This window comes from Mycobacterium colombiense, assembly GCF_001953985.1.
Lineage (GTDB): Bacteria > Actinomycetota > Actinomycetes > Mycobacteriales > Mycobacteriaceae > Mycobacterium > Mycobacterium colombiense_B.
In genome coordinates, this window is the sequence record NZ_MBEI01000051.1 from 158,457 (window position 1) to 174,520 (window position 16,064).

The 16,064-nt window shown below is 71.1% G+C and carries 3 protein-coding genes; all 3 read right to left on the reverse strand.

Going from position 1 to position 16,064, the window contains the following annotated elements; translation table 11 throughout:
- Positions 1-113: 113 nt before the first annotated feature.
- Genes A5732_RS13650 through A5732_RS13660 form a run of 3 tightly spaced genes read right to left on the reverse strand, consistent with a single transcriptional unit; the run spans position 114 to position 15,983 of the window.
- Entirely contained in the window at positions 114-3,215 is a 3,102-nt protein-coding gene (locus A5732_RS13650) for a type I polyketide synthase (protein ID WP_076102471.1), read from the reverse strand.
- A 2-nt stretch (positions 3,216-3,217) separates the two neighbouring features.
- Positions 3,218-9,577: a type I polyketide synthase gene (locus A5732_RS13655; RefSeq protein WP_216351579.1), complete on the reverse strand. Its 6,360-nt coding sequence runs from the start codon at positions 9,575-9,577 to the stop codon at positions 3,218-3,220.
- A 19-nt stretch (positions 9,578-9,596) separates the two neighbouring features.
- The gene (locus A5732_RS13660) at positions 9,597-15,983 is read right to left on the reverse strand and encodes a type I polyketide synthase (RefSeq protein WP_076102473.1); all 6,387 of its coding nucleotides are present in this window, start codon (positions 15,981-15,983) and stop codon (positions 9,597-9,599) included.
- Positions 15,984-16,064 lie beyond the last annotated feature (81 nt).

Genomic DNA, 16,064 nt, shown 5'->3' on the forward strand with positions numbered 1-16,064 from the left:
ACACGAAAGTTTATGCGGTACGGTTCGGTCTCGCAAAAATTCAACGTATTCAACATATGTCGTATTAGATGATCTCCGCGGCGGCGTAATCATCTCCGCCAGCGGGAAATTCATCATTCGCTGTCTTCCTCGTCAGCCGAGCTGAGCGCCATCGCGATCAACGCATCGGGGCTCAACGCGTCGATGTCGTCGGCACCGGCACTTGCATCGGAGACGGCCGTTTCCGGCGTGCCCGCGAGCAATAAAAGTTTTTCGAGCAATCCCGTTCTTCGAAGCTCGCGTACCGGAATTTTGCGCAGTGCCGACCAAATTTTTTCCTCGTCCGATTCCGCCGGCTCGTCGTGGAGTAGTTGCCGGCGAAGATGATCGGCCAGCGCGGCCGGCGTCGGGTAATCGAAGATCAGCGTTCGCGACAAGGCCAGGCCGGTATGGCTGGTGAGGCGGTTGCGCAGTTCGACCCCGATCATCGAGTCGAAGCCGAGGTCGCCGAAGGCGCGGTCGTGGTCGATGGCGTGGCCGTCCGGATGGCCCGACACCGCCGCCGCGTGTTCGCAGACCAGCTCGACCAGCACACGGTGCTGGTCGTCGGGCGCCAGTCCGACCAGCCGGTGCGCCAGGTCGGGCGTTCGAGAAGCCGTCGCGGGCGGAGCCCCCGTCACGTCGGCACCTTCGGCGCCCAGCCAAAACCTCTGCCGCGCAAAGCCATACGTCGGCAACTCGACGCGTCGCGCGTTCAGCCCGGCGAACACGCCCGCCCAGTTCATGTCGAGGCCGCGGGTGAACAATTGGCCGGCCGCGCCCAGCAGCGATTCCGTCTCCGGCCGATCCTTGGCCATGCTGGGCACCGAGACCGCCCGCTCGGCGCTCAGCGATTGGTCCACCGCCGCCGTCAAGGCCGCACCCGGACCCAGTTCCACGAAGATCCCGGCGCCGGCCTGCTCGGCGGCGCGCACGCCCTCGAAGAATCGGACCGGCCGGCCGACGTGCTCGGCCCAGTACTGCGGCGACCCGTAGCCGGCGCCCGCCAGCTGGCCGGTCACGTTGGACACCAACCCGATTCGTGGCTCCCCTACCTCGATGCCGGCTACCGCCGCGGAAAATTCCGCCACCATCGGCTGCATCAACGGCGAATGAAACGCGTGCGACACCGCCAGCCGGTGCACGCGCCGGCCCTCCCGGGCCAGCCGATCCGCCAGCGTGTCCACCGGCGTCTGTGCGCCCGAAAGCACCACCGCGTCGGGCCCATTGACCGCCGCGATGCTCACTCCGTCGTTCAGCAAGCCGGCCACCTCGGGCTCGGCGGCGCCGACCGCCACCATCACCCCGCCGGCCGGCAGCTCGGCCATCAGCCGTCCCCGCGCCGCCACCATGAGCGACGCGTCCGCGAGCGTCAGCACCCCGGCGACGCGCGCCGCGGTGATCTCGCCGACCGAGTGCCCCATCACCACATCCGGTGTCACACCGAAGGACTGCCACAATGCCGTCAGCGCGATGCCAATCACGAACAACGCGGGCTGGGCAAACTCGGTGTTACGCAACAACTCCGGGTCGCTGCCCCACATCACCTCACGCAGCGGCATTCGCAGATGGGCGTCTACGGTCGCGGCGGCCTCGTCGAAGGCACAGGCGAACACGTCGAACCGCTCATACAGTTGCCGCCCCATCCCCAGCCACTGCGACCCCTGACCCGGGAACACAAAGACCGTCTTGCCCAACGACCCCGGAGGCCTGGCCCGGCCCACCGCCAAGCCCGGCCGGGACTCCCCCGCCGCGAGGGCCGCCAAACCCGTTGCCAGCGCGGCACGATCGCCGCCCACCACCACCGCGCGGTGCTCGAAGAGCGTCCGCGTGCTGACCAACGACCAGGCGATGTCGAGGGGGCTCACCTCGGCCCGGTCGGCCAGATAGGCCGACAACCGCCGCGCCTGGTTGGCCAGCGCCTGTTCGGAGCGGCCCGACAGCACCCACGGCACTACCTCGTCCGCATCCGCGGGCGGTATCTCCGGCTGGGCTGGGGGCTGCTCGAACTGCTCGACGATGAGGTGCGCGTTGGTGCCGCCCATGCCGAACGAGGACACCCCGGCCCGGCGCGGGCGATCCACCGGCGGCCACCGCGCCAGCGCGGTGTTGACCTGAAGCCCAAGGTGATTGAGCTCGGGCTCGGGTTCGGCGTAGTTGAGGCTGGGCGGGATTGCGGCGTGTTCGATCGCCAGCACGGCCTTGAGCAGGCCCGCGATTCCCGCGGCGCTGCCGGCGTGGCCGATGTTGGTCTTGACCGATCCCACCCGCACCGGATCGCGGGCGCGCTCGGCGAAGATCTCCCCCAGCGCCTGGGCTTCGATCGCGTCGCCGACCTTGGTCCCGGTGCCGTGCGCCTCGATGTAGTCGATGTCGCCGCCCCGCAGTCCGGCATCGGCGAGCGCGCGCCGGATCACGTCCGCTTCGCCGCGCGCCGACGGCACGGTCTGGGCGGTTGCGCTGTGCCCGGCGTTGCCGACGGCGCCGCCGCGAATGACCGCGTGGATGCGATCACCGTCGTCCAGCGCCGCGGGCAAGGGCTTCAACAGCACCAGTCCGCCACCCTCACCGCGCACGTAGCCGTCGGCGCGCTGATCGAACGCATAGGTGTGACCCGAGACCGAGACCGCGCCGAATTCGCGTTCCAGCATGCCGATTTCGTCGGCCAGGTTGAGGTGGACCCCGCCCGCGATGGCCAGCGCGGATTGGCCGGTGGCGACGCTTTCGCAGCCGAGGTGGACCGCCACCAGAGAAGACGACTGGCCGGAATCGACGGTCATGCTGGGCCCGTGCAACCCGAAGGCGTACGAGATGCGGTTGGCGATCATCGCCCGGCTGATCCCGGTGAAGGTGTGGTGGTCCAGGTTGTCGGCGAGATCGCGCAGCGTCAGTGCGGCGTAGTCATCCGTCATCGCCCCGAGAAACACCGAAACCGGTTCTCCCCGCAGCGTTTCCGGCACCACGAAGGCGTCTTCGAGCAACTCCCAGGTCAGCTCGAGGGCCAGGCGTTGCCGCGGATCCATCGCGCAGGCCTCTCGCGGCGACAGGTTGAAGAAGTCGGCGTCGAATTCGGCCGCGTCGCCGGTGAACCGGGTGGCCTCCCGCCCGTCGCGGATCAGGCGCCAGAACGCGCTGGGTCCGGCCGCGGCCGGGAACCTGCATGCCAGCCCGATGATCGCTACGTCTGTCGAGGCCAAGGTCAGGGGCCGACTTCGTCGTCGAGAATCGCGAACAGCTGGCTCTCGGTGGCGGTGGAGATGTCGTCGTCGAACGGGTCCTCGGGGTGTTCCAGCAGCGGGGCCGGCGCGGGGCCGGTCGCCGTGGTCAACAGGCCTTCCAGCCGGGTGACGAGCTGCGCCTTGTCGGCTGGGCTCAGATCGGGCTGGTTGAGCAGCGCCTGCAGCTCCCGGGCGATGTCGTTGAAGCGGGCCATGCGATCGGGCGGCGTGGCGGCCGTAGCCGTCGCGCCGGGAGCGCTGCCGGCCAGCTGGGTGCCGAGGTGTTCGGCAAGCGCGCCCGGTGTGGGCTGGTCGAAGATCAGCGTGGGCGAAAGGGTAAGCCCGGTCGCGATTTTCAGCCGGTTGCGCAGTTCGACCGCGGTCAGCGAATCGAACCCGAGATCCTGGAACGCGTCGTCGGCGTTCACGTCCGCGGAACTGTGGCCCAGCACCGTGGCCGCGTTGCTGCAGACCAATTCCACCAATTCGCTGTGCCGCTGGTCTGCGGTCATGCCCTCCAGCCGCGCCCGCAGCCCCGTCAGGGACACCATGTCGGTGTGCTCCAGGACCCGGCGGGCCGGGCGGGTGGCCAGCTGGCTCAGCAGCGGCGGCAGCGTGTCGCTGTGGTGGGCCAGCGCCGTCCGGTCCAGCCGGGTGCCCACCACCATCGGGTGCTCGGTGAGCAACGCGGCATCGAGCAGCTCCAGCGCCTGCCGAGTGGACAACGCGCTCAGCCCGGCCCGGCTCATCCTGGCCTTGTCACGCTCGCCGAGGTGCTGGGTCATCGTCGAGGTCTCTTCCCACATCCCCCAGGCCACCGAGAGTCCCGGCAGACCGTGGGCGCGGCGGTGCGCCGCCAGCGCGTCGAGGAAGCTGTTGGCCGCGGCGTAGTTCCCCTGACCCGGCGCACCGACGATGCCCGCCATCGACGAAAACGCCACGAACGCCGACAGATTCAGACCTTGGGTCAGCTCGTGCAGATGCCAGGCACCGTCGACCTTGGCCCGCAACACCGTGTCGATGCGCGCGGGCGTCAGTGATGCGATCACCGCGTCGTCGAGCACGCCCGCCGCGTGGAACACCGAGCGCAACGGGTACCGCGCGGGCACCTGCGTCAGCAACGCCGCGACGGCATCCCGGTCGCCGACGTCGCAGGCCGCCACGGACACCGATGCGCCCTTTTCCCGCAATTCGGCGGCCAGCTCGCCCATGCCGTCGGCGCGTTCACCGCTGCGACTGACCAGCAGCACGTGCGGCACCCGATGCCGCTCGACGAGATGGCGCGCCACCGCCGAACCCGCCATGCCGGTGCCGCCGGTGATCAGCGCGGTGCCGCCGGCAAGGCCGGCGGGCCCGTCCGGCATGGTGAGCACGACCTTGCCGATGTGGCGGGCCTGGCTGACAAACCGGTAGGCGTCGGCGGCGCTGCGCGCGTCGAATGCCTTGACCGGCAACGGCGTGAGGGCCCCTCCGGCGAACAGCTCCATCACTTCCGCCAACATCTCGGCGATGCGGTCGGGGCCGGCCTCCATGAGATCGAAGGCGCGATACGTCACCCCGGGATGGGCCGCCGCGACGGCATCCGGGTCACGCAGGTCGGTCTTGCCCATCTCGATGAAGCGGCCGCCGGGCGCCAACAGCCGCAGCGACGCGTCGTTGAACTCACCCGCCAGGGAGTTGAGCACCACGTCCATGCCGCCGGCGAATTTCCGTTCGAAGTCCAGCGTGCGGGAATCCGCGATGTGCGCCTCGTCGAATCCCATGGCGCGCAAGGTTTCCCACTTGCCGCGGCTGGCGGTCGCGAACACCTCCGCGCCCCAATGCCGCGCCAGCTGCACCGCGGCCATGCCCACGCCGCCGGTGGCGGCGTGCACCAGCAGCCGCTGCCCGGCGCGCAGGCCGGCCAGCACCGACAGCCCGTAATAGGCCGTCAAAAACACCACCGGCACGGCCGCGGCCTGCGTCATCGACCAACCCCGCGGCACCCGGGTCACCAACCGGCGATCGACCGCGGCCTCGGATCCGGCCAGCCCGAAGATCCCCATGACCGAGTCCCCGACCGCCAAATCCGTCGCGCCGGCGCCGAGTTCGGTGACGATTCCGGCGCCCTCGGCGCCCAGCTGCGCGGCACCCGGGTACATGCCCAGCGCCACCAGCACATCGCGGAAGTTCACCCCGGCGGCGGCGACGGTCACCCGCACCTGACCGGCCTCCAGCGCCGCCGGCGGGTGTTCCTGCACCGCCAGGTCCTCGAGCGTCCCGGCATCGCCTGCGGCCAGCCGCCACACCGACGGCGGTTCGGGCAGCTGCAGCAGGGGTCGCTGGTCGGCCGGCTTCAGCCGGGCGCTGTAGGCCACACCGTCACGCACCACCAATTGCGGCTCGGCACAACCGATCACCGTGGCGACGTCGAGCGACCCGTCGGTATCGACCAGCACCACGCGGCCGGGGTGCTCGGCCTGCGCCGAACGCGTCAGCCCCCGCACCGCGGCACCGGCCAGGTCCACGACGTCCTCACCCGCCAGCCCCACCGCCCCGCGGGTCAGCACCACCAGGACCCCGGCCGCCTCACCCGTCAGCCAGGATTGCAGCACACCCAGGGCTTCATGGGTCGCCCTATAGGCCGAGGTGACCGCGTCCGGGTCGGCGGGGGGTGACTCCCAGACGGTGACGTCCGCGCCAACGTCGTTGTTGGGCAACGAGACCGGCGACCACACCACGTCGAGCAACTCACCGCTACCGGAGCGGGCCGCCACGACCGCGGTCAGCTGATCGGCCGACACGGCACGAGTCACCAGCTCGCGCACCGACAAGACCGGGAGCCCGGAGGAGTCGGCCAGCTCGACCGACACGGCGCCGGCGCCGACCGGCGCCAGCCTGACCCGGACCCGGGACGCGCCGGCCGCGTTGAGGCTCACTCCTTGCCACGAGAACGGCAAGACGGTCTCGATCCGCTCGTCGGCCACGCCCAGCGCATGCAGCGCCGCATCCAGGACCACCGGATGGATGCCGAACCCACCGGTCGACACCCCGGCCTGTTGCGGAAGTTCCACCTCGGCGAAAGTCTCGGTCCCCCTTCGCCATACGGCCCGCAATCCCCGAAAGGCCGGCCCGTACCCGTAGCCGCGGCCCGCCAGGCCGTCGTACGCGCCGGTCACGTCCACCGCGTCCGCCCCCAGCGGCGGCCACACCGACAGGTCGGCGGCCGGTGCGGGCGCACCGTCGCTTAACGCGCCCTCGGCGTGCAACACCCAATCCGATTGTGCGGCCCGCGAATACACCGTGACCGCGCGGGTTCCCGCCTCGTCGGCCGCGGCCACCACGACCTGAAGGTGCACCACCCCGGCCACCGGCACGACCAGCGGCGCCGACAGCGTCAACTCCTCGATCGCCGAGCAGCCGACCTCGTCGCCGGCCCGCAACGCCAACTCGACGAAGCCGGCCCCGGGAAACAGCACCGTGCCGGCCACCGCGTGGTCGGCCAGCCATGGTTGGGCGGCGATCGACAGCCGGCCCGTCAACACCACACCGCCGGAATCCGGCCGGTCCACCACCGCGCCCAGCAGCGGGTGCTCGGCCTCGGCCAGACCCAGGCTGGAGATGTTCGCCGAACCCACCGAATCGCTGGACAGCCAAAACCGGCGCCGCACAAAGGCATACGTGGGCAGATCGACACGGTGCGCGGTGGGGTCGGCGAACGCCGCGGCCCATCGCACGTCAGCACCGGCCGTGAACAGCTGCCCCGCGGCCCACAGCAGCGAGTCCACTTCGGGGCGGCCCTTCGCCATGGTCACCACCGAGCTCGCCCGGTCGGTCGTCAGGGATTGCTCCACCGCGGACGTCAACGCCGCGCCCGGACCCACCTCCAGGAACACCCCGGCACCCAACGACTCGGCCAGCTGCACGCCGTCGACGAATCGCACCGGCTTGCGCACATGGTCGACCCAGTACGCGACGGACCCATAGTCGGGGCCGGCCAATTCCCCGGTCAGGTTGGACACCAAGGCGATCCGCGGCTTACCCGCCGACACATCGGCGGCCACCGCCGCGAACTCCCCCAGCATCGGCTCCATCAACGGCGAGTGAAACGCGTGCGAGACCGCCAGCCGGTGCACCCTCGCGCCGCCGGCGGCCAGCCGGTCCGCGACCGCCCCCACCGCGGCCTGCTCACCGGAGAGCACCAGCGATTGCGGGCCGTTGACCGCCGCGATGCTCACGGCGCCGTTCAGCAATCCAGCCACCTCGCCTTCGGTTGCGTTCACCGCGACCATCACCCCGCCGGCGGGCAGCCCGGCCATCAGCCTGCCGCGCGCCGCCACCAGCCGCGCCGCATCGGGCAGTGACAGGGCCCCGGCCACGCACGCGGCGGCGATCTCGCCCACCGAGTGGCCGATCACCACATCCGGTGTCACACCGAAGGATTGCCATAGCGCGGCCAACGCGATCTCGACGACGAACAACGCCGGCTGGGCGAACTCGGTGCTCTGCAACAACTCCGGGTCCGAACCCCACATCACCTCACGCAGCGGCAGCCGCACGTGAGCGTCCACCGCCGCGACCGCCTCGTCGAAGGCCTGCGCGAACATCGGAAAACGGTCGTACAGTTCGGCGCCCATCCCGAGCGACTGCGAGCCCTGGCCGGGAAAGACGAACACCCGCTTGCCCGCCGACCGGGTCCGGCCGACCAGCACGCCCCGGTCGGGCCGCCCGGACGCCAGCCTCGCCAGCCCCGCCGTCAGGGCCTCACGGTCGGCACCGACCAGCACCGCGCGGTGCTCGAAGGCCGCCCGGGTGGTCGCCAGCGACCACCCCACATCCACCGCCCGCAGGTCCGCGTCGGCGCTCAGCCGGTCCAGCAGTCGTTGGGCCTGGCCGACCAACGCCTCGGGCGACCGGGCCGAAATCACCCAGGGGATCACCGGATTCGATTGGCCTGCAACCGGTTCGGCCTCGCTGTCGAGTTGCTCGGGGGCCTGCTCGACGATCACGTGCGCGTTGGTGCCGCTGATCCCGAACGACGAGACGCCCGCCCGCCGTATCCCACCGTTATCCGGCCACGGCTGCGGCTCGGTCAGCAGCGACACCGCGCCGGCCGACCAATCCACATGCGGCGACGGGACATCCACGTGCAGCGTCTTGGGCATCACCCCGTGCCGGATCGCCTGCACCATCTTGATCACCCCGGCCACCCCCGCCGCGGCCGACGTGTGCCCGATGTTGGATTTGATCGACCCCAACCACAGCGGCCGTTCCGCGGGACGATCCTGCCCATAGGTCGCCAACAGCGCCTGGGCCTCGATGGGGTCCCCGAGCACCGTCCCGGTCCCGTGGCCCTCGACCACATCCACGTCCGCGGCCGTCAGTCCGGCGTTCGCCAGCGCCGCCCGGATCACCCGCTGCTGCGACGGCCCATTGGGCGCGGTCAACCCGTTCGACGCGCCGTCCTGATTGACCGCCGTGCCGCGCAGCACCCCCAGGACCGGATGCCTTAGGCGCCGCGCATCGGCCAGCCGCTCCAGCACCAGGACGCCCGCGCCCTCCGACCACGAGGTCCCGTCCGCCGCACCGGCGTACACCTTGCAGCGACCATCGGGGGCCAGGGCGCGCTGACGACTGAACTCGACGAAGGCCGCGGGGGTGGCCATCACGGTCACCCCACCGGCCAGCGCCAGATCGCATTCCCCGGACCGCAGCGACTGCGCGGCCAGATGCATGGAGACCAGCGACGACGAACAGGCGGTATCCACCGACACCGCGGGGCCTTCCAGGCCCAAGACGTAGGACACCCGGCCCGAGGTCACGCTCAGCGTCGAGCCGGTGAGCCCGTAGCCCTCCAGCTCGCCCTTCACCTCGCCGCCGTAGCCGGCGTGGATCACCCCGGCGAACACGCCCGTCGCCGAGCCCCTCAACGCGAAGGGGTCAATTCCGGCCCGCTCCAACGCTTCCCAGCAGATCTCCAGCATCATCCGCTGCTGGGGATCCATGGCCAGCGCCTCGCTGGGCCCGATGCCGAAGAATCCGGCGTCGAAGTCACCCGCGTCCTGCAGGAAGCTGCCCTGCCGGGTGTACATCTTTCCCTTGGTGTCGGGGTCGGGGTCGTACAGCCCCTCGATGTCCCAGCCGCGGTCGGCCGGGAAGTCCGACACCGTATCGCGGCCTTCGATCACGAGTTGCCACAGGTCTTCTGGCGATTCGACGCCACCGGCGTAGCGACACGCCATGCCCACCACCGCGACCGGCTCAGAGAGCTGGCCCTCCAGTTCCGCGACACGCCGCCGGGTCCGCCTGAGATCCGCCGTGAGGCGTTTCAGGTAGTCGACGTGTTGCGAGGTGCCCGGCATCGTTGCTCCTTGCGGGGTATCAGCGGCCGAGTTCTTCATCGAGGATCGCAAAGAGTTGGCTTTCGGTGGCGGCGTCGAGGTCATCGTCGAGGTGTTCGGCATCGGAGACATCACCCGGCGGGAGCGCGGCGAGCAGGTTGTGAATGCGGGCCCGCAGCACCGATTTGTCCTCGGCATTCCAGGTGGGCGCCGCGAGCAGCGCCTGCAGTTCGCGGGTGATGTCGTTGAAGCGGCCCATCAGGTTCGGCTGCTCGTCGGCGGTGCCGGCGAGTTGGGTGTCGAGGTGCGCGGCCAGCAGGGTGGGTGTCGGATAGTCGAATATCAGCGTCGGCGAAAGGGTCAGGCCCGTGGCGTTTTTGAGCCGGTTACGCAGCTCGACGGCGGTCAGCGAATCGAACCCGAGCTCCTGGAAGGCGCGGCCGGCGTCGATGTCCGCCGGATTGGGCACGCCCAGCACCATCGCCGCGTTGCCGCACACCAGGTCGACGAGCTCGCGCTGTCGCGCCGCCGGCGTCAGCCCGTGCAGGCGCGCCGACAGCCCCGTCGTCGACGCGGCGACGTCCGTGTCGTCGATGACGCGCCGGGTCGGACCGGCCACGAGTTCGCGCAGCAGTCCGGGCAGCGCGGCGATGTTGTCGGACAGGGCTGCCCGATCCACCCGCGCGGCCACCAGCACCGGGGCGTCGACCAACATCGCGGCGTCGAACGCCGCCAGCGCCGCGGCGGTGGACAGCGGCGCCAGCCCGATCCGGCTCATCCGGGCCCTGTCGCGATCCCCGAGGTGCGCGGTCATCGCCGAGGCCTGCTCCCACAGGCCCCAGGCCAGCGACAGGCCGGCCAGTCCGTGGGCGCGCCGATAGGCGGCCAGCCCGTCGAGGAAGCTGTTGGCCGCCGCGTAGTTGGCCTGACCCGGGGTTCCCACGATCCCCGCCATCGACGAAAACACCACGAACGCCGAGAGATCCAGGTGCCGGGTGAGCTCGTGCAGGTTCCAGGCCCCGTCGACCTTGGCGCGCAGGACCGCGTCCACCCGATCCGGGGTCAGCGACGAGATCAGCCCGTCGTCGAGAATGCCCGCGGCGTGCACGATTCCGCGCAGCGGATACTGCGCCGGTATCTGGGCCAGCATCGCCGATGCCGCGTCGGGGTCGGCGACATCGCAGGCCACCACGGACACCTGCGCGCCGGCCTCCTGCAGCCCGGCCACCAGGTCGGCGACCCCGGCGGCCTGTGCGCCGGACCGGCTGACCAGCACCACATGCGCGACCCGGTAGCGGTCGACGAGGTGGCGGGCCAGCGCCGAACCGGCCATGCCGGTGCCACCGGTGATCACCACGCTGGCGCCCGCCAGACCCCCGCCGCAGCCGCTGAGCACCTCGCCGGGCCCCGACGGGACGGTGAGCGCGACCTTGCCGATGTGGCGCGCCTGGCTGACGTAGCGATAGGCCGCTGAGGCGCAGCGGACGTCAAAGGTTTTCAGCGGCAGCGGTTTCACGACGCCTTCGGCCAACAGCCCCACGATCTCGGCCAGCATGGCCGCGGTGCGGTCGGGGCCGGCCTCCATCAGGTCGAACGCCCGATACACCGCACCGCGATACTCGTCGGCGATGGCGTGCGGATCGCGCACATCGGTCTTGCCCATCTCGATGAATCGTCCGCCGGGCGCCAACAGCCGCAACGACGCGTCGGTGAACTCACCGGCCAGCGAGTTGAGCACGACGTCGAACCCGGCACCACCGGCGGCCGCCATCAACGCCGCGAATTTCGCCTCGAACTCCGTCGTGCGCGAATCGCCGATGTGGTCGTCGTCGAATCCCATCGCGCGCAGGGTGTCCCACTTGCCGCGGCTGGCCGTGACGAACACCTCAGCGCCCCAGTGCCGGGCCAGCTGCACCGCGGCCATGCCCACCCCGCCGGTCGCGGTGTGCACCAAGACCCGCTCGCCGGCGCGCAGCCCGCCCAGCACCGACAGCCCGTACAGCGCCGTCAGGAACACCACCGGCACACCCGCGGCCGCCACCAGCGACAAGCCCGCCGGCACCGGTGTCACCACGCGCTGATCCACCACGGCCTCGGAACCGACGACGCCGAGCAGCCCCATCACCGCGTCACCGACGGCCAGCCCGGTCACGTCGGGTCCCACCTCGACGATCACGCCGGAGCCCTCGGCACCGAGTTGGCCGCCGCCGGGATACATCCCCAGGGCCACCAGGACGTCGCGGAAGTTGACGCCGACCGCGGCCACCGCGACCCGCACCTGCCCGCCGGTCAATTCGGTTCGCGCGCAAGGACTCACGATCAGGTCCTCCAGCGTGCCCTCGCCACCGGCATCCAACCGCCAGCCGGCGGAAGGGAGCGCGACGGCGGCGCCCGACCGCACCGGCCGCAGCCGCGCCGCGTACGCCACGCCCTGGCGCACCACCACTTGCGGCTCACCGCAGTCGATCACCGTGCCGGCGTCCACCGAGCCATCGGAGTCGATCAGCACCATCCGGCCGGGATGCTCGGCCTGCGCCGAGCGCACCAGGCCCCACACCGCCGCGCCGGCCAGGTCCGAAACCTCTTCGCCGGCAAGGGCGACGGCTCCGCGGGTCTGCACGGCCAGCACCCCGGCGTTGTCGTCGCGCAGCCACGATTGCAGCGCCGCCAGAATCTCGGCGGCCGCGGCGTGCACCGCCTTCACCACGTCGCCGCCATGGTCGCCCAGCTCCCACAGCGTGGGCTCGGCGCCGCCCCCGCCCGCGCCCAGTGCGACCGGCGACCACGTCACGTCGAGCAATCCCTCGGAACGCTGCGCGGGAACCGCCGTCAGCTGCTCGGCCGCGACCGGGCGCATGGCCAGCGAGCGCACCGACAGCACCGGAAGTCCCACCCCGTCAGCCAGCTCCACCGACACCGAACCGCCGCCGGCCGGCGCAATCCGGACCCGCGCCCGCGACGCACCCGAGGCGTGCAACGACACACCCTGCCACGAGAACGGCAACACGGTCTGGTCCTGATCGGCGGCGACGCCGATCGCGTGCAGCGCCGCATCCAGGAGCACGGGATGCACTCCGAAGCCGCCGTCCTGGGTTCCGGCGTCGTCGGGCACGACGACCTCGGCGAAGAGCTCGTCCCCGCGCTGCCACATGGCTCGCAGTCCGCGGAATGCGCCGCCATAGTCATAGCCCCGCTGCGCCAGCCGGGCGTAGGCGCCGGTGACGTCCACCGCGCTCGCCCCGGCGGGCGGCCAGATCGAGAAGTCCCCGGCCGGCGTCACCGCGCCCGGCCGCAGCAGCCCCTCGGCATGCAGTACCCATTCCGAATCCGGTTCGGCACCAGCCGAATACACCGCCAATCGTCGCGACCCCGAACCGTCGGGCGCGCCGACCACCAGCTGCACCTGCACGCCCCCGGCCGGGGGCAGCAGCAACGGGGCGGACAAGGTCAGCTCGTCGATCACCTCACAGCCGACCTCGTCGCCGGCGCGGATGGCCAACTCGACGAATCCGGCGCCGGGGAACAGCACCGTCTCGCCCACCGCGTGATCGGCCAGCCACGGGTGGGCCGCCGTCGACAGCCGGCCCGTCAGCACCACACCGCCGGAATCGGGTCGCGGCACCACCGCACCGAGCAACCCGTGCTCGGCGGCGGCCAGGCCCAGGGTGGCGACGTCTTGCGACCCCGTCGACCCGCCCGGAAGCCAAAAGTGTTGCCGGACAAACCCGTACGTCGGCAGGTCGACGGCCCGGCCACCAAGGCCGGCCATCGCGGCGCGCCAATCGACGGCCACGCCCGCGACGTGCGCCTGCGCGGCCGAGCGCCAGAAGCGGTCCAGGCCGCCGTCCTCGCGGCCCAGCGACGGGATGACGCACGCCCGCTCGCTGTCCGGCATCGTCTCCTCGATGGCGGCCATCAGCACGGGATGCGGGCTGGATTCGATGAACGCCTGATAGCCGGCGTCGCACGCGCTGCGTACCGCCCGCTCGAATTGCACGGTGTGCCGGATGCTTTGGAACCAATAGTCGGCGTTCAGCCCCGCGGTGTCCATCAGCTCACCGGTGACCGTCGAGAAGAAGGCGACCGGCGACGACCGGGGTGCGAGGCCGTGCAGCGCGTCGGCGAGGGACTCGCGAATCGCGTCAACCTGTGCCGAATGCGATGCGTAGTCGACGTCGATCTTGCGGGCGCGGATGTTGTCGGCTTCGCACCGCTGCATCAGTTGGGCCAGGGCGTCCACCTCACCGGAGACCACCACCGCCGCAACGCCGTTGACGGTGGCGATGTTCAGTCGCTCACCCCAGCCGGTGATCAGCTGCTCGGCGCGCGGCAGGCTGCACGCCAACGAGACCATCCCACCCCGGCCCGACAACCGCACCAGCAGCCGGCTGCGCAGCGCGACCACCCGGGCGGCGTCTTCCAGCGACAGCGCACCCGCCACATAGGCCGCCGCGATCTCGCCCTGCGAATGGCCGATCACCGCATCGGGCAGCACGCCCACCGATCGCCACAGTTCGGCCAGCGACACCATCACCGCCCACAGCGCCGGCTGCACCACGTCCACCCGGTCCAGCCCGGGCGCGCCCGGGACGCCGCGGATCACGTCGATCAGCGACCAGTCGACGTATTCGGCGAGCGCGTGAGCGCAGCGCTGCAGCTGCTCGGCGAATACCTTTGAGCCATCCAGCAATTGGGCGCCCATGCCGACCCATTGCGAGCCCTGGCCGGGGAACACGAACACCGTCTTGCCCACCGGCTGCGCGCGCCCGACCACCAGGCCCGCGCCCTGCTCGCCTGCCGCCAGCGCCGTCAGCCCGCGCAGCAACTGCGCGCCGTCGGCGCCCACGATCACCGCGCGGTGCTCGAAGCGCGACCGCGTCGCGACCAGCGACCAGCCCACGTCCAGCACCCGCACACCGGGATCGGCCTTCACCCGAGCCAACAGCCGGGCCGCCTGGTTCGCCAGCGCCTCACCCGAACGGGCCGAGAGCACCCACGGCACCACTACGTCGTCGCCTGGGCGCGCGGCGGTTTCGGGCGCCCCGACGTATTGCTCCACGATGACGTGCGCGTTGGTGCCGCTGATGCCGAAGGACGAGACTCCCGCGCGGCGCGGCCGGTCCACCGCCGGCCAGGGCCGCTGCTCGGTCAGCAGCGACACCGCCCCGGCGGTCCAATCCACATGCGGCGTCGGCTCATCCACGTGCAACGTCTTGGGCATCACCCCGTGCCGGAGCGCCTGCACCATCTTGATCACTCCGCCGGCACCCGCGGCGGCCGAGGTGTGACCCATGTTCGATTTGATCGATCCCAGCCACAGCGGCTGATCCGCCGGCCGGTCCTGCCCGTACGTCGCCAGAACCGCTTGCGCCTCAATGGGATCCCCGAGCGTGGTGCCCGTGCCGTGACCCTCGACCAGATCGACGTCGGCCGTGTCCAGCCGCGCGTTGGCCAGCGCCGCCCGGATCACCCGTTGCTGCGACGGTCCGTTGGGCGTCGCCAGGCCGTTGGAGGCGCCGTCCTGGTTCACCGCGGACCCGCGCACCACCGCGAGCACCGGATGCCCGTGCCGGCGGGCATCGGCCAGCCGTTCCAGCACCAGCACCCCGACGCCTTCGGAAAACCCGGTGCCGTCGGCGGCACCCGCGTAGGCCTTGCACCGGCCGTCGGCGGCCAGCGCGCGCTGCCGGCTGAACTCGATGAACATCGCCGGGGTGGCCATCACGGTCACGCCGCCGGCCAGCGCGAGATCACACTCGGCGGAACGCAACGACTGCGCCGCCAGGTGCAGCGCGACCAGCGACGACGAACACGCCGTGTCCACCGAGACGGCCGGGCCCTCGAACCCCAGCGAATAGGCCACCCGGCCCGAGGCGACACTGAGCGTCGAACCGCGCAGGCCGTAGCGCTCCAGGTGTCCCGGCACCCGTCCCTGACCCCCGTAGGAGCCGTGGAAGATCCCGGCGAACACTCCCGTCGCCGAGCCGCGCAGCGTGGCCGGGTCAATCCCGGCCCGCTCCAACGCCTCCCAGGACACCTCGAGCAGCAGGCGCTGTTGGGGGTCCATGGCCAGCGCCTCGCTGGGGGCGATCCCGAAGAACGCGGCATCGAAATCGCCGACATCCGAGAGGAACCCGCCGCACCGCGCGTACGACTTGCCCACGGCGTCGGGATCCGCGTCGAACAGACCGGTGAGGTTCCAGCCGCGGTCCTCGGGGAAGTCCGAGACCACATCGCGGCCCTCAACCACCATCTGCCACAAAGCCTCTGGTGAATTCACGCCGCCCGGGTACCGGCAGGCCATGCCGACCACCGCCACCGGTTCGGTCGCGGCGGAAAGGTGCTGGCGGTTCTCGCGCTTGAGCCGCTCGTTGTCTTTCAGCGACTGGCGAAGAGCCTTGATCAGCTCTTCGGTGTTGCCGTTCATCGAACGCGGCCTCTCGTGTCACTCATGGCGGTACCTGCGCGATGGGTCCTTCGTCATGCCTACCGTTGGAACGGGAGCACG